Raw genomic sequence first — 19,063 nt, forward strand, 5'->3', positions numbered from 1 at the left:
CCCGGGAAGCGCATGTTCCCCGAGGGGACCGGCCCCGCGCCCGACCCCGCCGGCTCCCACTTCGAGCGGCGGATCCGCAGCTTCCAGCCCCGTCGGAGCAGAGTCACCAGCGGCCAGGCAGACGCCCTGAAGCGGCTCTGGCCCACGTGGGGCCTGGACATCGACGGGCAGCGCACCCTCGACCTCACCGACCTCTTCGGCAGCGACTGCCCCGTCGTACTGGAGATCGGCTTCGGCATGGGCGAGGCCACCGCGCAGATGGCCGCCGCCGACCCCGGCACCGGGATCCTCGCCGTGGACGTGCACACGCCCGGCCAGGGCAATCTGCTCAATCTCGCCGACCGGAACGGCCTGTCCAACATCCGGGTGGCCAACGGCGACGCGATCATCCTGCTCCGCGAGATGCTGCCGCCCGCGTGCCTCGACGGGCTGCGCGTCTACTTCCCCGACCCCTGGCCGAAGAAGCGGCACCACAAGCGCCGCCTCATCCAGCCGGAGTTCCTCACGCTCGCCGCGACCCGCCTCAAGCCGGGCGCGCTGATCCACTGCGCGACCGACTGGGAGCCGTACGCCGAGCAGATGCTCGAGGTACTGACGGCGCACCCCGACTTCGAGAACACCCAGGAGGACGGCGGCTACGCGCCCCGCCCCGCCTTCCGCCCCCTGACCCGCTTCGAAGGACAGGGTCTTGACAAGGGCCATGTCGTCCACGACCTGCTGTTCCGCCGCACGGAGACCACGAAATCCGCCGGATCCGGAGGAACTGAACGACCCGAAGGGCAGACGGGACCCTCGAAGTCCGCCGGACCCAACCCACCGCCCAGAGCCCTCTGACGCACCGTCGCGGCCACCGGCCATCCCTCGTTAGGGTCGATGACGTGGCCGCCAACTGCCCCCCGCAACCCTCGCATCCGCCGTCCCCCACATACCCCGCCATGCCCCCCGGCCCCGGCACCGGCGCCCCCGTCCCGGGCACCGGCACCGCGCTGCGGCATGCGCACTGGTGGCAGCGGCGGGTGGTGCGCGCAGGGGCGCTCATCACCTTGCTCGCGCTCTCCGGGCTCGTCATCCTGGCCCTCGTCCGCGAACAGACCGGCACCGAGGGGTTCCTGGCCGGCCTCGGCCTCGCCGTGCTCCCGGTGCCGCTGCTCATAGCCGCGTTCCGCTGGCTGGACCGGGTGGAACCGGGCCCCTGGCGGAACCTGCTCTTCTCCTTCGCCTGGGGAGCATGTGCGGCCGCGCTGATCGCGATCGTCGCGAACAGCTTCGCGACCCGCTGGATAGCCGTCGCGACCGCCGACCCCAGCAGCGCCGACACACTGGGCGCCACCGTCATAGCGCCCGTCGTCGAGGAGTCCGCGAAGGCGGCAGCGGTCCTGCTGATCTTCCTCTTCCGCCGACGGGACTTCACCGGAATCGTCGACGGTGTCGTCATCGCCGGCGTCACCGCCACCGGCTTCGCGTTCACCGAGAACATCCTCTATCTCGGCACGGCCTTCGGCACCGACCAGCTCAGCGGCCAGAGCGGCCTGACCTCCGTCACCGCGGCGACGTTCTTCGTCCGCATCGTGATGTCGCCGTTCGCGCATCCACTGTTCACGGTGCTCACCGGCATCGGCTTCGGCATCGCGGCACTGTCCGCCGAGCGCCACCGCGTACGCCGGGTCCTCCTGCCGATCGCGGGCCTGCTCCTCGCGATGGGCATGCACGCCGCCTGGAACGGCTCGTCGAGCTTCGGCCCGTACGGGTTCTTCGCCGTCTACGCCGCGTTCATGGTGCCCGCGTTCGGGCTGCTCACCTGGCTGGTGATCTGGACGAGGCAGCGTGAGCTGGGCACCATCCGCCGTGAGCTGCCCGCGTACGCGGCCGCCGGCTGGCTGACGCCGCCCGAGCCGCTCGTCCTGGGCTCGATGCGCGCACGCCGCCTCGCCCGCGAGTACGCGGATCGCCATCTGGGCAAGCCCGCGGCGCGGGCGGTCGCGGAGTACGAGGCGTATGCGACGTCTCTGGCGTTCCTGCGTCACCGGGGGCGCCGTGGCCGCGCGGGATCCGATTTCGTCGTACGGGAACGGGAGCTGCTGCACGAGCTGTGGCGGCGCAAGGACGTGGCACGGCCCGCGCTGGCCCACGCGGCCGCGGCGACGGCGCCGGAGGTGGTCCCGCCGTACGTTCTCCCGTACGGGCATCCGCAGGGGCAGGTCCCGTACGGCGCGATGCCGCCGTACGGACAGGTTCCGTACGGCGGCATCGCGCCATATCCCGCGTACAACCCCTACCGTTCCTGACGCGCCTTATCAGGTCCGTTGGGAGTTGGGCCCGTTCCCGTCAGGGATTCAGGCCCATTCCCGTCAGGGATTCAGGCCCATTCCCGTCAGGGGGTCAGGCCCTTGCTGCGCAGCCAGGCGAGCGGGTCGACCCCGTCGCCTCCGCCCGGGTGGATCTCGAGGTGCAGATGCGCGCCGGTGACGTTGCCGGTGGCGCCCACGCGGCCGATGACGTCGCCCGTGGTGACCTTCTGGCCGACGCTCACGCTGATCGAGGACTGGTGGCAGTACCAGATCTCCGTGCCGTCCTCGAGCTCCAGCACCGTGCGGTAGCCGTACGAGCCGGACCAGCCGGCCTCCTTCACCGTGCCGGTGTGGACGGCCTTGAGCGGCGTCCCCGTGGGGGCCGCGAAGTCAACGCCGGTGTGGTAGCCGGAGGACCACAGCGAACCCGCGTCGCCGAACTGCGAGGTCAGAGTGTACGAGGACGTGGGGAGGGCGTAGCTCGCGGCGAGCTTGGCGAGGCGCTCCGCCTCGGCCTTGCGCCTGGCCTCCTCCTCCGCCGCCTTCTTCTCGGCGGCGGCCTTGGCCTCGGCCGCTTCCCGCTCCTTGGCCGCTTCTTCGGCGGCCTGCTTGGCGGCGGCCTCCTCGGCGGCCTTCGCGGCCGCGCTCTCCGCCTGGTCCTGCTGCTGCTCGGCCTGCTGCATGATGCGGGCGCGCAGTGCCTCACCGGCGTCCGTGGTGCCCTGCTCCGCGTCGGTGGCGGTGACGCCGGCTCCGGTGAGGGGCGCGACGGCGTTGGTGCCGGAGTCCGACGAGTCGGACACCAGGGAACTCACGCCGGGCAGGGACTCGGTGACCGACGACAGGTCGGGCATCGATATCTGCACCGGCGGCTTGCCGCCCTGCGCGGTGGCGATGCCGCCCGCGCCGACGGCGGCGATGACTCCCACACCGAGAACCGTGGAGCTGCGCGCGAGGCCTCCGCCGCGCTGCTTGATGACACGGTGCCGACCGCGGACGGGCCGGACGGACTCCTCAGTGGGGTTCCATTCCTCCCAGGGCCCCTCGCCCTGGCGGAAGCCGGGGCCGAAGCCGGTGCCCGTGTCGAAGCCGCTGCCGGTTCCTCTGTCGAATCCGGTGCTGGTTGCTGTGTCGAAGCCCGTGCCGGTTCCGGTGTCGAAGCCGGCGCCGTCAGGGTCGTACGGCGCGAACGGGGGTTGCGGGGCAGGCGGGTTGGACGCCACTGGGGCGCGCTCCTTTCCTTCCTTCTCGCCTACCGGGTTAGCTGACGGGTTCGGAGCAGGAAGGTCTCCTACGAACGCCTTTTGCGGTAAAGGCGCCCGATTCACCCCAAGTTGGTGGTTCCCCGGTTCCCTTACGGGATTCGGCGCGTGCGCACGGAGCCGCCTCTTGTGACGGCTGGGACGACCGCGCTGCGTTATCGAACGTTAATAGACGGGGGTACTGAATTCCAAGCCGTTCCGGCTGATCGTTAACGCTTTGGTCTGGACTTAACAGGGCGGGACCGGGCGGAATCGGGCGAGTTGACCGCCCGGCCGCATCGGGCACTTACTTGACGGTGTGTCAGTTGTTATGCGGAGGGGGGTCGTTCGGTCACGGAAGGTGATGTGGTCGGCCCGCTCCCAGACGCCGTACCGCTCACGGACGCCGCACCGCTCACCGACACCGCGATGCTCACCGACACCGCGATGCTCACGGGCGCCGTACCGCCAGCAGCACCATGTCGTCCCCCATCCCGCCACCGCTGTGCCGGCGCACCTCCGCCGCGAGGGAGGCCAGCATGGCGTGCGGACCCTCGAAGAAGCGCCGGGGTGCAGGCGCACGGCGAGCACGGCGACGAGCGAGGCGCTCCCCGCCACCACCGTGCCGCGGAGCGAGTAGAGAGCGGCGGCGACCAGCGGGGCTGCGGTCAAGAGGGGCGCCCCCGTGAAGGCCGACGGCATGAGGACGTCGTAGAGGGTCCCGGCGACGATGAGCAACGCGGGCAGGAACCGCACGAAGGTCCGGACGATCGCAAACGCCCGCCGCTCGTCGTCCCGCCCCGCCCCTACGCCCTCTCCGGCGTCCCAGCCGTCTGCCCAGCCACGTTCCCGGTCGGGCTCGCCGCCGTGCTCCCCTGCGTCGCGCCCTCCTCGCTTCCGCACCGCTCGTCTCCTGCCGCGTCCACGTCCGCGCCCGTCGCCGCGTCCCACTCACGGCATTCCCGCCGCGGCACGGGTGGCGACCTGTGGTGGGCCGCCGGAGTGAGCACCGCGGCTCAATGCGCCTGCAACACGCCGAGGGGCCGGAACCACATCTGGTTCCGGCCCCTCGGGCTTCAGTAGCGGGGACAGGATTTGAACCTGCGACCTCTGGGTTATGAGCCCAGCGAGCTACCGAGCTGCTCCACCCCGCGTCGGTAAGTACAAGTGTACGCCATGCGCGGGACACCTTTGACCAGCCCGGTTCGCGCCCCGTGTGAACCGCGCACTCACGCCGGTTCCACTCGCACGCTCCCGGCGCGCAAACGGCGGCGGTCCACTGACGGCGGACCCGCACAACGCAGGCGCACCGGTCGTGCACCGGGCCGCGCACCGGTTGTGCGGGAGGGGCCGCCGGCCTTCCCCTGCCCTCGGCCGGCGGCCCCGCGGAGGCCGGGCGAAGGCCCCGCGGCGGCCGGGCGGGCGGATATGGCCACGCGAAGGCCGGGCGAGCGGTTGTGGCACCGGCACCGGTTGCCGTGGCCCATCCCGCGGAGGAGCCTCGAAGGAGGGGTCAGAAGGGTCAGAAGGGTCAGAAGGAGGTCACCATGGGCACCTCGGCGAGCCCCGCCTTCGACACCGAAATCCTGCGCCAGGGCATCGAAGGCCACAACGCGGACACGCTCCTGTCGCTCTACGCGGACGATGCGGAAGTCCGCGTCGTCGACCGCAACACGCAGCCCAGCCACCCACTGATCAAGCACGGCCGCAACCAGATCAGCGAGATGCTGAACGACATCTACGGCCGCGAGATGACCCACAAGCTGGAACAGTGCGTGGTCCAGGGCGACCACGTCGCCTTCACCGAGTCCTGCGAGTACCCGGACGGCGTCAAGGTGCTGGCCAGCTCCATGATGTCGCTACGAGACGGCAAGATCGTCGATCAGACGCTGATCCAGGCGTGGGACGAGTAGGACGGCCGGGGATACGGCCCTTGTTGGCTCGCAGTACCGGACGGCGGCCTTCAGGTCGACTATGGCGGCCGGGGCCCTGCGGTAGTAGGTGCCGTCCGAGCCGGTGAGGGTCCGGCCGTGCGCGCCCGGCTACCGACGACGCGTAACCCCCCGCGCGCGCAGCGTCAACATACGCGACAGCGCCCGAGCCGGCCAAAGCCGACCCGGGCGCGGCCCCTGCTAGCCCACGACGATGATCACGAAGCCGTGATCGAAGCGGTGGTCGAAGCGATGATCGAATCGGTGGTCGAATCGGTGATCGCGGTGATCGCGGTGATCGCGGTGATCGAAGCAGCGTCCGCCCCAGTAACCGCGATCGCAGTGGTTGGTGGTCACATGAGTGTCCACGGCAGGGGTTGCTGCTGCGGCCGTGCCTGCTGCGCTGATCGCAGCGCTGCCGGCCATCAGAACGCTGGCCGCGGACACTGCGACGAGACGCCTCGCGCGTTGTGCTCGCATGGTGAATGCTCCTCTCCTTCCATCATCCCGCGCTCTCAGCGGCACGAGATGGGTGGCCGCAGCCGCAAGGGAGGAGCGGCGCGGTCGCCGGCGTCGCCCGGCGCATACGAGGAGCACGTCTCTGTATCCGAGGTCCCCGCTGGACGCGAACCAGCCGACCGGGGGCGTGCCCCCAGGGTTGCGACCCTGCTTGTAGTACGTCGGCGGCGCCCTTTTGGATTGGCGCTTCCGGGCGTCTGGGCCCGAAAAGCACTGAAGAAGCACTGAAGGCCCAGATCAGATCTCCTCTGACCTGGGCCTTCCTCGTAGGCCGTGTGGGACTCGAACCCACAACCAATGGATTAAAAGTCCACTGCTCTGCCAATTGAGCTAACGGCCCGCGTTACTGCATCCCCGAGCATAGCCGGACGAGCCCGCGTCTCCGATCGGGTATCGGTGGACCGCGTCTTTCCGACCGCCGAAGACGGCACATCGGCCGCCGAAGACGGCACATCGGTCACGGAAGACGGCATATCGGCCGCCGAAGACCGCACACCGGCCGTGGAAGACGGGCACGGAGCTCGAGGCCCCGCCGACACCCGGTCGGCGGAGCCAGGCCCTCGACCTCACGGGTCCAGAGGTTCCAACGCCCCCTCCCGTGCCGCCTCTCGGGCGAGCGTGCGTGCGTGTTCCGGGTTGAGGAACCAGTGGCGGGCCGAGGCCAGCCACCAGGCTGCCGCGAAGCCCAGCACGGCCAGGACGGCGATCGGCGCGTAGTTGAAGGTCTCCCAGGTCACCGGGGCCACCTGCGGCAGCATGAACAGGATCGTGATGACGCCGACCCACACCACGGCGACGATCCCGATGGGCCGTGACCACGCGCCGAGATGCCATGGACCGCGCTCGAAGGCGTCGCCCTTCCACAGGCGCAGCATGGTCGGCACGACGTAAGCGATGTAGAGGCCGATGACCGCGATCGAGGTCACGGCCGCGTACGCCGTGACGTTGATCAGATACGGCAGGCCTAGCACCAGCGCGCCACCCGCGGCGAGCCAGACCGCCGCGACCGGGGTGCGGGTGCGCGGGCTGACCGTGTGCCAGACGTGGGAGAGCGGGAGAGCGCCGTCGCGCGAAAAGGCGTAGATCATGCGGCTGTTGGCGGTGACGGAGGCCATGCCGCAGAACAGCTGTGCACCGATGACGACGAGCAGCAGCAGCTTGCCGGCCGTCGCCCCGAGCGCGTCGAGCAGGATCTGCGCGGGCGGTACGCCGGTCGGGGACGCCAGCGCCTTGTCGTACGACTGGATGGCGAAGGTGAAGCCGAGCAGCAGGACGAAGCCCGCGATCCACGACGTCCAGATCGACTGAACGATTCCTCTCGGACCCGCCGTCGAGGCGTCGTGGGTCTCCTCGGTCATGTGCGCGGAGGCGTCGTACCCGGTGAAGGTGTACTGCGCCATCAGCAGACCGAGCAGCACCACGTACAGGCCGCTGCCCCAGCCCGTGTTGTTGACGAACTCCGTGAAGACGAAGCCCGCCGACTGGTGGCTGTCCGGTACGAAGGTGAGCGCCCCGACGATCACGGCGACGCCGATGACGTGCCACCACACGCTGACGCTGTTGAGCAGACCGACGATGCGTACGCCGAACGTGTTCAGCAGGCCGTGCAGCAGCAGGATCCCTGCGAAGAGCAGGATCGTACGGCCGGGCGTCACCTCGAAGCCGAACTGAAGATTGAGGTAGGCGCCCAGGAACGAGGCCGCGCCGAAGTCGATGCCGGCCGTCACCGCGACCTGGCCGAGGACGTTGAACCAGCCCGTGAACCAGGCCCACGCGGCCGCGCTCCGCGACGGCGCCAGCCGGTACGCCCAGTAGTAGAGCCCGGCCGACGTCGGGTACGCCGAGCAGATCTCCGCCATCGCAAGACCGACGAACAGCGTCATCAGGCCGACGCCGACCCAGCCCCAGGTGATCACGGCGGGCCCGCCCGTGTTCATGCCGAAGAGGTACAGGGTCAGGCAGCCGGAGAGGACCGAGATGATCGTGAAGGAGACCGCGTAGTTCGAGAACGCGGACATGCTGCGCGCGAGGACCTGCGTATAGCCCAGTTGGGCCAGCCGCTCCTCGTCCGTCAAGTGCGCGGCGCCGGACGCGTCCGGCGCCGGCTTTCCGGTGGTTTCAGCGGCACCACCGACCGCCTCATCTGTCATGCCCCCAGCGATTCCCTCGCTGGGGGCATGACATGCGCCACAGAACGGCCGAAACCCGACCGTGACCGGCCCGACGCGGGCGGGCCCCGGGTCGAAGCGTGGCTAGAAGAGGCCCTTGTACCCCTGCCAGCCGCTCGCGATCTTCACCCGCGGTGCGAACAAACCGTTCCCATAGCCGGCGTTCCGGTACAGGCCGCCCGCGGTGTCCCGCACAACCAGGTCGTTCTTCCCGTCACCGGTGATGTCCCCGACCCCGACGATCGCGTTGTACGACGCGCCCCAGTTCGTGTACATCTTCACGCGGTCCTTCAACAGCCCGTTCCCCAGGCCGTCGTAGCGGTAGAGCGTGCCGTCCTTGTGGCGCGCGAGAACGTCGCCGAACCCGTCGCCGTTGAGGTCCCCGGCGCCGACGATCTTCGTGTAGGCGGTCCAGGCCGAACGGATCTTCTTGCCCGCCGCCAGCTTGCCGTGCCCGTCGTTGGCGAAGACGTAGATGTCACCGGTCGACGCCTTGCGGGCCAGCAGGTCGGTACGCCCGTCGCCGGTGAGGTCGCCGGGCGCGACCAGCACGTTGTACGCGTTCCAGCCAGTACCGAGCCGAGGTGTGGCTGCTGCCCGGCGAGTACGAACTGCCGCAGCGGCCCGGGTACCGGCGCAGCTCGCCGTTCGGCATCCGCACCAGCATCTCGGAGCAGCGGTCGCTGCCCATGTCGCCGAAGGGGACGGCGAGCGTGCCCGCCGGCCAGCCTGACGCGGACCGCTTCGAGTCGAAGGTGCCCTTGCCGCTGGTGTAGTGGAGGGTCAGGCCACCGGAGGAGTTGAGCGTGGCCAGCTCGCCAAACGCGTACCCGCCCTGGTCGTGGAAGCCCTGGCGGCCACCGCCGACCGAGATCTTGCCACTCGTGGTGTACGTTCCCGCACCCTCCGCCGCCGTGGCGGTCAGCGTCCAGGAGTACACGCCGCTGTAGACGTAGGTGCCCGCGTTGGTCTTGCCGTCCCAGATCAGGTCGACCTCGGTGTCCGGGCCGCCCTTGATGGTGCGGGCCGTGCGCCCGAGCGCGTCCTTGACCGTGAACGTCCAGTTCGCGGGCTTGTTGAGCTGCCAGGTGCTCGACCAGACCTGCCCGCCCGTCGTGTCCTTGAGGTCGAGGAGGCCGTCGTCGAACTCGGACTCGGTCTTCGCCAGGGACGCCGACGGTACGCCGCTGGGGACGATGCGGATCGCGTTGTCCTGCCCGACGTACGCGATGTCGCCGCCGAACCGGTCCACGGCCCAGGTGAGCCGCCGCTGGTCGGCGGTGTTCCCGGCCGGAAGATCGGCGATCTCGCGCGGCGCCGCGGCCGAACCGGTGTGGAAGTCGGTGAGCAGCAGCTTGCCCCCGGTCCGGTCGTGCCGGACGAGATAGCCGTCGCCGACGAGTGCGAGACCGGACGGGACGGTGATCTTCGTCTTCGTGGAGCGGTCGTAGACGCCCGCGGCGCCGGTCGGGCCGCAGTTCCAGTAGATCCAGCGGCGGACCGCCTGAAGTTCCTTGACCGTGCAGGGCGCCCCGGTGGCGAGGGTCTCGATGACCTTCTTCTGCTCCAGGTCGTACGAGGTGACCGAGCCGGTGGTGGAGCCCGGCGTGTACAGCCTGCTGCCCCAGATCGAGGCGGCGGTGATGGAGCGGGTCATCCGCACGGACGTGGTGCGGTACACCTCCACGTCGTCGACGTACTGCTTACCGGTCGAGGTCGCGTTGTAGGCGTAGTAGCGGCCGCTGACGTCCACGAACTGGGCGCCCGTGACGCCGGGTTCCTCCACCGAGTGGTAGCCGTCCGGGCTGGTGTGGATCTGGGCGTACTCCTTGCCGTCCTCGACGAAGAAGTGGCCGACGTTCCCGTTGCCCGAGGCACGCAGCACCACACAGGAACCGGCGTCGCACGGCACCTCCTTGAGGTGCTGGCCGTACGCGTATGTGCCGGCGTAACCCCAGCTCGTCCGGGCGCTCGCCGACAGCCCGTCCGGCGACACCTGGCGGGCGAAGACGAACCGCTCGCCGGACGCCGCGCGTTCGACCGTGTTCAGGGTGCCGCCCGCGAAATCGATCCCCCAGACGCCGTCGGTCTGGATGGGCGTCGGCGCGTCGGCGGCGCCCGCGGAGGTCGCCGCGTTGAGCCCCGCGACGACAGCCGCGACAGCGGCGAGCGCAGCGCCTCCGCGTCTGAGCGCACGACGGCGTCCGAAGGTGTGGCGAGCCATGGATCCCCCTCAGCCCCGCGGGCTGCAAGTGTGCTGTGCGCGAGAAGTGCGCGAGATGTGCGCGCCCTGAGCAGGGCAACGGGAGCGTACCAGGGGGCACTTGTGGGTCAGAAGTGGTTTCTTGGTTGCCTCATGACGAACGCCGAAGGGCCCGGACGACCGAAGTCGTCCGGGCCCTTCAGGGTTCGTTGTCCCGGGCCCTCCAGGGTCCGGTCAGGCAGGGTCAGCCGTTGCGCTTCCAGCGCGGCTTGTCCTCGCGGCGGCCGAACGAGCCGGTCCCGCGGTGGTCGTCACGGCGCCCGGACGGGCGGTCGTGGCCGGAGCGGAAGCCGCCGCCGGAAGGCCGGTCGTCGCGGCGATCGCGGTTGAAGGGCCGGTCGCTGCGGTGGCCGCCGGACGGGCGGTCGTCGCGGCGCTCGAAGGAACGGCCGCCACGGTCGTCGCGGCGGAAACCACCGCGGTCGTCACGACGCTCGAAGGAACGCCCGCCACGGTGGCCGTCGCCCCGGTCGTCCCGGCGGAAGCCGCCCGACGGACGGTCGTCGCGGCGCTCGAAGGAACGCCCACCGCGGTCGCCGTCACGGCGATCGCGGTCGAAGCCACGGTCATTGTCGCGACGGTCGCGGTTGAAGCCACCGCGGTCGTTGTCCCGGCGGAAGCCGCCCGAGGAGCGGTCGTCACCGCGGAAACCGCCGCGGTCGTTGTCCCGGCGGAAGCCGCCCGACGAACGGTCGTCACGGCGCTCGAACGAACGGCCACCACGGTCACCGTCACGGCGGTCACGGTCGCCACGGTCCCGGTTGAACCCACGGTCACGGTCCCGGTCGCGGCCACCGAAGCCACCCCGGTCACGGTCGCGGTCGTTGTCCCGGCGGTCACGACGCTCGTAGTTGCCCCGCTCGTCACGGCGCTGACGCGGCTCGTACGCCGGACGCTCCTCGTACGCAGGACGCTCGGCCCGCTCCACGCGCTCGGCGCGCTCGCCCACCGGCTGCTCGGGCACCGAAACGGCCGCCTCGACCGCGGCCTCCGCGAGCGCCTCCTCCGCGGCGGAGACGGTGGCCTCGGCCACCGCGGCAGCCGGGTCCTCGCCCCGCTCACGAGCCGCACGGGCGGTCAGCCTGTCGGCCTCCTCACGGAGTTCGGCGGCACGGCGCTCGGCGCGCTCCAGCTGCTTGGCGAGGTCCTTGACCTCGTGCTCCGCCTGCCGGGCCGCGTTGCCCGCGGACTCGGCCTGCACCTCGGTCATCGACCGGGCGCCGGTGATCTCGGCGACCTCGGGGTCGAACGCGGCGCCGCCCTGGATGATGTGGCGCGAGGCGTCGACGCCCGCGTCCTCCATGAGCCGGAAGATCTGGCGGCGCTGGTGCGGCAGCGACAGCGACACGACGGTCCCGCTGCGGCCCGCACGCGCCGTACGACCCGAGCGGTGCAGGTAGTCCTTGTGGTCGCCGGCCGGGTCCACGTTCAGAACCAGGTCGATGCCGTCGACGTGGATGCCGCGGGCCGCGACGTCCGTCGCGACGAGCACGTTGACGTACCCGTCCTTGAAGTCGGCCAGGGTGCGGGTGCGCGCGCCCTGCGTCATGCCGCCGTGCAGCGCGTCGGCCTTCACACCGGCGTCGCACAACTGCTCCGCGACACGGTCGGCGCCGAGCTGGGTGCGGACGAAGATGATGGTGCGGCCCTTGCGCGCGGCGATCGCGGCGGTGACCGGCGCCTTGTCCTTGGGCTTCACGATCAGGATGTGGTGCGACATGGTCGTCACGGCGCCCTGCGCGGCGTCGACCTCGTGGCTGACCGGGTTGTTCAGGTAGCGCTTGACCAGGGTCGCGATCTCGTTCTCCATCGTCGCGGAGAAGAGCATGCGCTGACCGCCCGCCGGCACCTGGTCGAGGAGCTCGGTGACCTCGGGCAGGAAGCCCAGGTCGGACATCTGGTCGGCCTCGTCGAGGACCGCGATCTGCACGCTGTCGAGCGAGCAGGCGCCGCGGTTGATGATGTCGCGCAGCCGGCCCGGCGTGGCGACGAGGATGTCGACGCCGCGCTCGAGGGCGTAGATCTGGTTGCCCATCGACGTACCGCCGCAGACGACCTTCATCTTCAGGCCGAGGACGTCCCCGTACGGCTGCAGCGCGTCCGCGACCTGCATCGCGAGCTCACGGGTCGGGGTGAGGATGATGCCTCGGGGGTGCTTCTTCTCGGTGTGGCCGCCGGCCAGCGTGGCGAGCAGCGGCAGGCCGAAGGAGAGGGTCTTGCCGGAGCCGGTGCGGCCACGGCCGAGGATGTCCTTGCCGGCCAGGGCGTCCGGGATGGTCGCGGCCTGGATCGGGAAGGGCGTGGTGACCCCGTTCTGCGCGAGCTTGCGGACGACGCCCTCGGGCAGGCCGAGGTCGGCGAAGGTGAGCTCGGGCTCGGCGTCGGTGGAGGCCTCGGGCGCCTCGTCGGCGGCGTTCTCGGCGGCGGCCGCTGCGGCGACCTCCGCGATCTCGATCTCGTTCTCGGGCAGGACGGAACGGTCAGTACTGGAAACGGACATGCGAAATGCGAAACCTTCCGGAGTCTCGGCACGCGCCCAAACTCCGTGAATTCGCAATCGACCGCCTCAATGCGGTCCGGCCACGGCAAGGGAGAGTACGCGCCACACGCGGCGCGTCATTCATGGCGCCGGGCAAATGGGATCAAACGATCTGCCACCATACGCACCCTCCACCCCCGAGCGCAAACCGAACCCCATACGCGCAGCTCACGGCGGTGCGGCAGACAGGCGCCGCCCCTCCCCAAGGCCTGCGCCGACTTCCGCAGAGCCCGGCGACGCCCCTCCCGGAGCCCGGCGAAGCGGGGTGATGCCGCAGACGTAGATACGGGCGACGGGACCGGGGCCCCTCCCGGAGCTGCGCCGCCTCCTCCCGGCAGCCGTCCGAGCCGTCCCGGAGCCGGCCGCCCGGCTCTCTCCGGGAGTATGCCGCCGCCTACACCGGCCGCCCCGCCTCCGGCGAAGGCTCCAGCGGAGAAATGTCCGCCGCCGCACCCTGCGCCGCCATCTGCTCGTGGGCCGACGACGACGGTTCCGCGGTCGGGGAGGGCTCAGTGCTCGGGGTCGGCGACGGGTCCACCGGTGACGGGTCCGGGGTCGTGGGCGTCTCAGTCGGCTTGGGCTTGGGCCTGGGCTTCCTGCTGGGCTTCGACTTCGTCGGCGACGCCTGCGGGGACCCGGGCTTCTCGCTCTTCGCCGGCCCGGACGAACCCTCACCGGAGGCCGACTCCGAGGGCAGGGCCGACTCGGACGCGGACCCCCTGGGGTGCGGCGCTCCCTTCCCACCGTCGCGCCCGTTCCCGTAACCGGAGCCATTGCCGGCCGACGCCGCCCCGCCCCCGTCGGGAGCGGCGGCGCCGCGCGGCCCTACCGACTGGGCGGGGGCCTGCCCCGTCCCGTCGTCGCTCACACTCATGCAGCCTGCGGTCGCCGCGACGGCCACCACCACGGCAGCCCAACGGACGGATACGAAAAAGTGGCGCACGGGCGGGCACCTCCGGGGCGCGGCACGCAGAAATCAGTGCAGGGGGCTGACATCGGTGCAGGGGACGGGATCCCACTGCCCAACTCCCGGAGCCCACAAGAAGACACGGAACCCGGACCGGACACCCGGCGAACGGCCCCGTCACCGGCACCCGTCTCGCGCCCTTCCGCCCGATGCCCCAGCTCAGCCGTATCCCAGCGCATGCAGCCGCGCATCGTCGATCCCGAAGTGATGCGCGATCTCGTGCACCACGGTGACCTCGGTCTCGACCACCACGTCCTCGCGCGACTCGCACATACGCAGCGTCGGCCCCCGGTAGATCGTGATGCGGTCCGGCAGCACCCCCGCGTACCACTCACCGCGATCGGTCAGCGGCGTCCCCTCGTAGAGCCCGAGCAGCTCGGGATCGTCGGCCGGCGGTTCGTCCTCGACGAACACCGCCACGTTGTCCATCAGCCGCGTCAGTTCCGGCGGGATCCGGTCCAACGCCTCGGCGACCAGTTCCTCGAACTCCTCGCGCGTCATCTCCAGCACACGGCCATTGTCGGCCACGACACCGCGTATCCACCGGCGCACAAGAGAAAGCCGCACATCCGCCGTTCGCGGCAGGGGCATACGGTGCGGCGCACTTGGGCATACGGGACCAATGGTCCGCGTCCTCGCCCGCATCCTGGAGCGTGTCCCGCACATCGTGCCGCGCCGCGTGCCGCTGTACGTACGGAGTGCGCCCGCCGCGCTCGTACGCCACGTCCCCGCGGCCTTCTTACGCCACTACCGGTCCCGTCACTCCGGTCCCGTCGGCGAACTGGTCCATCCCCCGCATCCCTACGCCCGCGCGCTCGGCCTCGTCGCGGTCGTGCTGCTCGGGGCCTGGCTGGGCCTGCTCATCGTGGGCAGCGTCCGTGCCCCGGTCGGGCCTGTGGACACCCGGATGGCTCTGCGGCCGTCCCTCACCGGCGGCACGAAGATCAACATCTCCCCGCTCGGCGACCTGGAGCTCCGCTCCCACATCGCACCCATTCGCCTGGACGTGGACGTCGACCGACTCGACCCGGTGCGCGCCGAGGCTCTGGTCCGGCATCCGGAACGGCTGTCCGGCCTGCAGGACGAGGTGACCCGCGACGTCGAGGACGGCACGCGCGACCTGGCCGTACGCTCCTGCGTCGCCGTCGTCTCTGGCGCCACCGCCCTCGGGCTCGCCGTCTACCGCCGCCCCCGCCGCGCTCTCGCGGCCGGCGGCCTCGCCCTCACGCTGCTCGCCGCCTCCGCCGGCACGGCCTTCGTCACCTGGAACCCGAACTCGGTCCTCGAGCCGAAGTTCTCCGGCCTGCTCACCAGCGCCCCGTCCGCCGTCGGCAACGCACGCAGCATCGTCACCGAATTCGACGTCTACCAGAAGGAGTTGGCGCGCCTGGTGACCAACGTGACCAAGCTGTACGACGTGACGTCCACGCTCCCCGCGTACGCACCAGACCCCTCCACCATCCGGGTGCTGCACGTCTCGGACATCCACCTCAATCCGGCGAGCTGGCACATCATTTCCTCGCTCGTCGAGCAGTACGAGATCGATGTCATCGTCGACTCCGGCGACACCATGGACCACGGCACGGCCGCCGAGAACGCGTTCCTGGACCCGATCGAGGACCTCGGCGCGCCCTACGTCTGGGTGCGCGGCAACCACGACTCGCTCACCACCCAGCGCTATCTGGAGGACATGAAGAACGTCCACGTGCTGGACGAGGGCAGGGCGGTCTCCGTCGGCGGCCTGCGGTTCGCCGGGACGGGCGACCCGCAGTACACGCCCGACCGCTCGGTCAAGGCCGAGGGCGATCCGGCCGAGCGCATGGCGGGCATCCGGCTCGCCTCGGCCCTGCGCGACCAGCAGGCGGCCGGCACGCCGGTCGACATCGCGATCGCCCACAACCCGGTGGCGGCCCAGGAGACGGACGGCGAGGTGCCGCTCGTCCTCGCGGGCCACATCCACCACCAGGAGATGGAGGTCCTGAAGCTCGGCACCCGGCTGAGGATCGAGGGGTCGACGGGCGGGAGCGGGCTGCGAGCGGTCGAGGGCAAGAACCCCGATCCGGTGGAGGCGTCGGTCCTCTATCTGGACCGCGACACCAAGCGCCTCCAGGCCTGGGACGAGATCAGGCTGGGCGGCCTGGGCCTGACGACGGCCGAGGTCAGCCGCCACCTCCCGGAGGAGAACCAGCCGGGAGCCTCGCCGACACCGACGCCGTCCGCGCCCTCACCGGACACGCCCCCGGCGCCCTCACCGGGCACGCGCTCGACGACCTCACAAGCCACGTCCCCGGCGCCCTCGCCCGGCACCTCCTCGGCGTCCCCGTCCGCGCCGTCGCCGGGCCGCTCCGGCCCGTAACCCCCCGTCGGCCCCTGACCAGCGACTGCGCGCTCCCGACGCACCACCGCACCACCCCGCCGTAAACCGTTTTGGCGATAGCTCCCCGCATCCCATATGCTTCTCACGTCCCCGACGCGCTGCGAAGCGCCCAGGCGGGCCCTTAGCCCTCATCGTCTAGTGGCCCAGGACGCCGCCCTTTCAAGGCGGTAGCACGGGTTCGAATCCCGTTGGGGGCACGTAACACCGTGTGCGACACTGTTCGTACACAACAGCTTGGTCCTGTGGAGCAGTTTGGAGTGCTCGCCACCCTGTCAAGGTGGAGGCCGCGGGTTCAAATCCCGTCAGGACCGCTGCGATCCCCTCGCGGATCGCGTGGCTGGGTAGCTCAGTTGGTACGAGCGTCCGCCTGAAAAGCGGAAGGTCGCCGGTTCGACCCCGGCCCCAGCCACCGCCGCAAGGCCCCGTCCCCAGGACGGGGCCTTCTCGTTTTTCATGAGCCCTCGCTCCAGGGCCCGCTTCACTCCGCCCCACAGGTCACTCTGGCCCCACGACCACAGCTCACCTGGCCAGTGGAGGCCGCGCCCACCTGGGCAAACGCCCCCGCCGAAGATCTTCGGCGGGGGCGTTTCGTTTCGCTCGGGCCGGCGGCCGGGTCAGTCTGTCGACCAGACCTTGATGCGGTAGGCCGGTACGTCCGTGTTCAGCATGGCGCGCTCGCCGGGCGAGAGCTGGGCGACCGGGGTGGCGAAGCAGTTGTTGGTGAAGACCTGGACGATCGTGTCGGTGGCGTTGTCGACCGGGTAGTTCGGGTCCGCCGGCGGCACCAGCTCGATACAGGCGCCCATCGGGTCCTCCATGACGTGGGACTCGCCGTCCTCGTCGTACCAGACGAAGGCACCGGACTGGGCCGAGGCGGGGGCCGAGGCGACCGTGGTGGCCAGGACCGCCGCACCGAAAGCGGCGACGGCCGTACGGGCCGTCGTGCGGAACAGACGGCGGACAGAAGCAGGTGCGCTCATATGCACTCCTGTGAGGCGCAGCGAATATGACGCCTCAAGATTGATGGGCGACATCGCTTAACGGAAGCCCATTCCGATTGATTCCCCTGAACAGCGGGAGCCCGAATGACCGCACAATGCGCGGGCGGCTTCGAGATGTGCTCCAATGCGCCGATGCATTCCGTGCGATGATTCTTCCGCACCTGCTCCGACGTACCTGAATTCATATCGACGGCTCTTCTGGACTGCAGGGCGGACGTACGACGCATCTGCTTTCGACGGACGCCGGACTCGCACTGCTCACCACGCTTCCGGGGGCTTCCCCCCAGCGGGACGGGCAGCGGATGGAATGGGCCCGGGCCTGCGTGCGCCATTCGCCGCGACTCCGTGCGGCGAATGGCGGCCCATCCCTGCCCAATGGGATGAACACGCCGTACGCAATTCACCCGGGCGGCGAGACCATCCGATTTCCGGGCTGATCAGCAGGTTATTGCTTCCCGCATGGCGACGAATAAAAGAGTCACTGGAATTCGGGGATCCCGGCTACGGCTGGTTGCCTATGTGGTGCCCGTGCCGCTCGGCCTGGTCCTCAGCGGCGGTCTGGTCTGGCATGCCTCCCATGCCGCTTTTTCGGGACGCACGACCAACTCCGGAACCTCCTGGACGGCGGGCTCGGTCAATCTGACCAACGACAGCGACGGTCAGCCCATGTTCAACCTCACGAACATCACGCCGGGCGACACGGGGACCAGATGTATCGCCATCACGTCCCAGGCCACGGTCCCGACGAACATCAAGCTCTACACATCCACGGCCAACCCCCCGGCCAACGACATCAGCCCGTACATCAACGTCACCGTCGAGGACGGCACCGGCGGCTCGTTCGACTCCTGCGACGGCTTCACGCCCGCCGGCGCCGTCGACTACGACGACACCCTCGAGAACCTCACCACCACGCGCACCAACTACGCCAACGGCATCGGCCCCTGGGCGCTGACCGGGAACCCGCCCGAGACCAAGACCTACCGCGTCACCTGGACCTTCAGCGCCACCGCCCCCGACTCCACCCAGGGCGGCTCGACGCCCAACGTGAACTTCACGTGGGAAGCCCAAACCGCATAGATGTCCCTCAGGGCCTGGGAGCGACTGCTCACGGTGATCGCGGCGCGCATCGGGCTCAGCATGGCCGCAGGCCCGCTGATCTGGGCATGCGCCCGCGCTCGTACTCGGCTGGCACGCCGCCGTCGTCCTCGGCGACTCCATGCGCCCGCATCTGAGGCCGGGAGACGTCGTACTCCCGTCGGACGTCCTCGCCCTCGGGCGGCTGCGCGTCCCCGGGCTCGGACTGCCCGTCGCCTTCTGGCGGGGCCGCGACTACGCCCTGACCGCCGTCTTGCTCCTCGCTCTGGCCGTTACGACCCGGCGGGCGACGAGCCCCGTACGACCGGCGAGCGGGGGCGACCCGCCCGAGCCGCACGCGTCCGACGGCTCGGCGTGGCCGACCGCCCAGGGCCCTGCGCGCCCCGCTGTCGGATTCGGCAGCCCCTCATGAATGGCCGGACCGGCCCCGCGCGTCCGCCCCAAAAGTCGCCGGCTGCCTGCTCCGAACCCGTCTCCACCAATCCGTTCTCCACATATCCCGGCACCGCGCCCGCCCGCCCAGCCGACGTCCGCCCAGCCGACGTCCGCCACCCAGTCGGCGCGCCCTCGCACCCCGCCCCCGCCCGCCACCCAGTCGGCCCCCTCACCTGGCCCCCGCCTGACCAACCCACCGAGCCGCCGCCTCGCCAAGCCGCCACTTCCCCGAGCCG

General features: G+C 70.5%; 15 protein-coding genes, 5 tRNA genes, 1 pseudogene and 1 riboswitch. Of the genes and pseudogenes, 10 read left to right on the plus strand and 11 right to left on the minus strand.

Annotated features, from left to right (window positions below; all coding sequences use genetic code 11):
• Positions 1-12 precede the first annotated feature (12 nt).
• Together trmB and ACSMXV_RS20895 are read left to right on the plus strand one after the other, a co-directional pair.
• Positions 13-834 carry a tRNA (guanosine(46)-N7)-methyltransferase TrmB gene (trmB, locus tag ACSMXV_RS20890; protein ID WP_473179012.1) on the plus strand — a complete coding sequence of 274 codons (822 nt, stop codon included), beginning with the start codon at positions 13-15 and terminating at the stop codon, positions 832-834.
• 101 nt (positions 835-935) lie between these two features.
• The gene (locus ACSMXV_RS20895; protein ID WP_473172876.1) at positions 936-2,285 is read left to right on the plus strand and encodes a PrsW family intramembrane metalloprotease; all 1,350 of its coding nucleotides are present in this window, start codon (positions 936-938) and stop codon (positions 2,283-2,285) included.
• 86 nt (positions 2,286-2,371) lie between these two features.
• On the opposite strand, the gene ACSMXV_RS20900 is transcribed toward ACSMXV_RS20895, so the two are convergent.
• Positions 2,372-3,511, minus strand: coding sequence for a M23 family metallopeptidase (locus ACSMXV_RS20900; RefSeq protein WP_473172877.1), 1,140 nt, complete (start codon positions 3,509-3,511; stop codon positions 2,372-2,374).
• Between the two features lie 11 nt (positions 3,512-3,522).
• Positions 3,523-3,667, minus strand: a riboswitch (cyclic di-AMP (ydaO/yuaA leader).
• Positions 3,668-4,609: 942 nt separating this feature from the next.
• Positions 4,610-4,683, minus strand: a tRNA-Met gene (locus tag ACSMXV_RS20905).
• A gap of 393 nt (positions 4,684-5,076) precedes the next feature.
• Between ACSMXV_RS20905 and ACSMXV_RS20910 the strand changes: the two genes are divergently transcribed.
• Positions 5,077-5,442 (plus strand): nuclear transport factor 2 family protein, encoded by a 366-nt coding sequence (locus ACSMXV_RS20910; protein ID WP_473172878.1) that lies wholly within the window; start codon positions 5,077-5,079, stop codon positions 5,440-5,442.
• Here the strand turns inward: ACSMXV_RS20910 and ACSMXV_RS20915 are convergent.
• The 7 genes and pseudogenes from ACSMXV_RS20915 to ACSMXV_RS20945 all read right to left on the minus strand — a co-directional run.
• Positions 5,435-5,571 (minus strand): annotated as a pseudogene (locus tag ACSMXV_RS20915) (subtype B tannase); the annotation flags it as partial. The gene ACSMXV_RS20910 and the pseudogene ACSMXV_RS20915 sit on opposite strands and share 8 nt — an antisense overlap.
• Positions 5,572-5,661: 90 nt before the next feature.
• Positions 5,662-5,940 (minus strand): hypothetical protein, encoded by a 279-nt coding sequence (locus ACSMXV_RS20920; RefSeq protein WP_473172879.1) that lies wholly within the window; start codon positions 5,938-5,940, stop codon positions 5,662-5,664.
• 306 nt (positions 5,941-6,246) lie between these two features.
• A tRNA-Lys gene (locus ACSMXV_RS20925) sits at positions 6,247-6,319 on the minus strand.
• A 226-nt stretch (positions 6,320-6,545) separates the two neighbouring features.
• Positions 6,546-8,129, minus strand: a complete 1,584-nt coding sequence (locus ACSMXV_RS20930) for an amino acid permease (RefSeq protein ID WP_473172880.1) — start codon at positions 8,127-8,129, stop codon at positions 6,546-6,548.
• A gap of 102 nt (positions 8,130-8,231) precedes the next feature.
• Positions 8,232-8,699 (minus strand): FG-GAP repeat domain-containing protein, encoded by a 468-nt coding sequence (locus tag ACSMXV_RS20935; protein WP_473172881.1) that lies wholly within the window; start codon positions 8,697-8,699, stop codon positions 8,232-8,234.
• A complete protein-coding gene (locus ACSMXV_RS20940; protein ID WP_473172882.1) occupies positions 8,626-10,371 on the minus strand; it encodes a FlgD immunoglobulin-like domain containing protein in 1,746 nt (581 codons plus the stop codon). Before ACSMXV_RS20940 ends, ACSMXV_RS20935 begins: the two co-directional genes overlap by 74 nt.
• Before the next feature lie 223 nt (positions 10,372-10,594).
• Positions 10,595-12,910, minus strand: coding sequence for a DEAD/DEAH box helicase (locus ACSMXV_RS20945; RefSeq protein ID WP_473172883.1), 2,316 nt, complete (start codon positions 12,908-12,910; stop codon positions 10,595-10,597).
• 476 nt (positions 12,911-13,386) lie between these two features.
• Between ACSMXV_RS20945 and ACSMXV_RS20950 the strand changes: the two genes are divergently transcribed.
• Positions 13,387-13,713 carry a hypothetical protein gene (locus ACSMXV_RS20950; RefSeq protein WP_473172884.1) on the plus strand — a complete coding sequence of 109 codons (327 nt, stop codon included), beginning with the start codon at positions 13,387-13,389 and terminating at the stop codon, positions 13,711-13,713.
• Between the two features lie 362 nt (positions 13,714-14,075).
• Here ACSMXV_RS20950 and ACSMXV_RS20955 read toward each other — a convergent pair whose 3' ends face one another.
• Entirely contained in the window at positions 14,076-14,426 is a 351-nt protein-coding gene (locus ACSMXV_RS20955) for a metallopeptidase family protein (RefSeq protein ID WP_181660974.1), read from the minus strand.
• Between the two features lie 112 nt (positions 14,427-14,538).
• Here ACSMXV_RS20955 and ACSMXV_RS20960 point away from each other — a divergent pair, with 112 nt between their 5' ends.
• From ACSMXV_RS20960 to ACSMXV_RS20975, 4 genes are all read left to right on the plus strand, one after another.
• Positions 14,539-16,272, plus strand: a complete 1,734-nt coding sequence (locus ACSMXV_RS20960) for a metallophosphoesterase family protein (RefSeq protein ID WP_473172885.1) — start codon at positions 14,539-14,541, stop codon at positions 16,270-16,272.
• Positions 16,273-16,417: 145 nt separating this feature from the next.
• A tRNA-Glu gene (locus tag ACSMXV_RS20965) sits at positions 16,418-16,490 on the plus strand.
• A 39-nt stretch (positions 16,491-16,529) separates the two neighbouring features.
• Positions 16,530-16,604: transfer RNA gene (locus ACSMXV_RS20970), tRNA-Asp, on the plus strand.
• A gap of 24 nt (positions 16,605-16,628) precedes the next feature.
• Positions 16,629-16,702: transfer RNA gene (locus ACSMXV_RS20975), tRNA-Phe, on the plus strand.
• A gap of 205 nt (positions 16,703-16,907) precedes the next feature.
• Here ACSMXV_RS20975 and ACSMXV_RS20980 read toward each other — a convergent pair.
• The gene (locus ACSMXV_RS20980) at positions 16,908-17,273 is read right to left on the minus strand and encodes a hypothetical protein (RefSeq protein WP_473172886.1); all 366 of its coding nucleotides are present in this window, start codon (positions 17,271-17,273) and stop codon (positions 16,908-16,910) included.
• Positions 17,274-17,822: 549 nt separating this feature from the next.
• Between ACSMXV_RS20980 and ACSMXV_RS20985 the strand changes: the two genes are divergently transcribed.
• Together ACSMXV_RS20985 and ACSMXV_RS20990 are read left to right on the plus strand one after the other, a co-directional pair.
• Entirely contained in the window at positions 17,823-18,374 is a 552-nt protein-coding gene (locus ACSMXV_RS20985; protein ID WP_473172887.1) for a hypothetical protein, read from the plus strand.
• A gap of 139 nt (positions 18,375-18,513) precedes the next feature.
• Positions 18,514-18,804 (plus strand): hypothetical protein, encoded by a 291-nt coding sequence (locus tag ACSMXV_RS20990; RefSeq protein WP_473172888.1) that lies wholly within the window; start codon positions 18,514-18,516, stop codon positions 18,802-18,804.
• The last annotated feature ends 259 nt before the right edge of the window (positions 18,805-19,063 follow it).

Source organism: Streptomyces sp. DSM 42067 (assembly GCF_055792885.1).

What these genes read in the sequence shown, in the direction of transcription:
- trmB (WP_473179012.1), top strand. Translation starts at nt 13, where the DNA reads ATGTTCCCCGAGGGGACCGGCCCCGCGCCCGACCCCGCCGGCTCCCAC.
- ACSMXV_RS20895 (WP_473172876.1), top strand. Translation starts at nt 936, where the DNA reads ATGCCCCCCGGCCCCGGCACCGGCGCCCCCGTCCCGGGCACCGGCACC.
- ACSMXV_RS20910 (WP_473172878.1), top strand. Translation starts at nt 5,077, where the DNA reads ATGGGCACCTCGGCGAGCCCCGCCTTCGACACCGAAATCCTGCGCCAG.
- ACSMXV_RS20920 (WP_473172879.1), bottom strand. Translation starts at nt 5,940, where the DNA reads ATGCGAGCACAACGCGCGAGGCGTCTCGTCGCAGTGTCCGCGGCCAGC.
- ACSMXV_RS20930 (WP_473172880.1), bottom strand. Translation starts at nt 8,129, where the DNA reads ATGACAGATGAGGCGGTCGGTGGTGCCGCTGAAACCACCGGAAAGCCG.
- ACSMXV_RS20940 (WP_473172882.1), bottom strand. Translation starts at nt 10,371, where the DNA reads ATGGCTCGCCACACCTTCGGACGCCGTCGTGCGCTCAGACGCGGAGGC.
- ACSMXV_RS20945 (WP_473172883.1), bottom strand. Translation starts at nt 12,910, where the DNA reads ATGTCCGTTTCCAGTACTGACCGTTCCGTCCTGCCCGAGAACGAGATC.
- ACSMXV_RS20950 (WP_473172884.1), top strand. Translation starts at nt 13,387, where the DNA reads ATGTCCGCCGCCGCACCCTGCGCCGCCATCTGCTCGTGGGCCGACGAC.
- ACSMXV_RS20960 (WP_473172885.1), top strand. Translation starts at nt 14,539, where the DNA reads ATGGTCCGCGTCCTCGCCCGCATCCTGGAGCGTGTCCCGCACATCGTG.
- ACSMXV_RS20980 (WP_473172886.1), bottom strand. Translation starts at nt 17,273, where the DNA reads ATGAGCGCACCTGCTTCTGTCCGCCGTCTGTTCCGCACGACGGCCCGT.
- ACSMXV_RS20990 (WP_473172888.1), top strand. Translation starts at nt 18,514, where the DNA reads ATGCGCCCGCATCTGAGGCCGGGAGACGTCGTACTCCCGTCGGACGTC.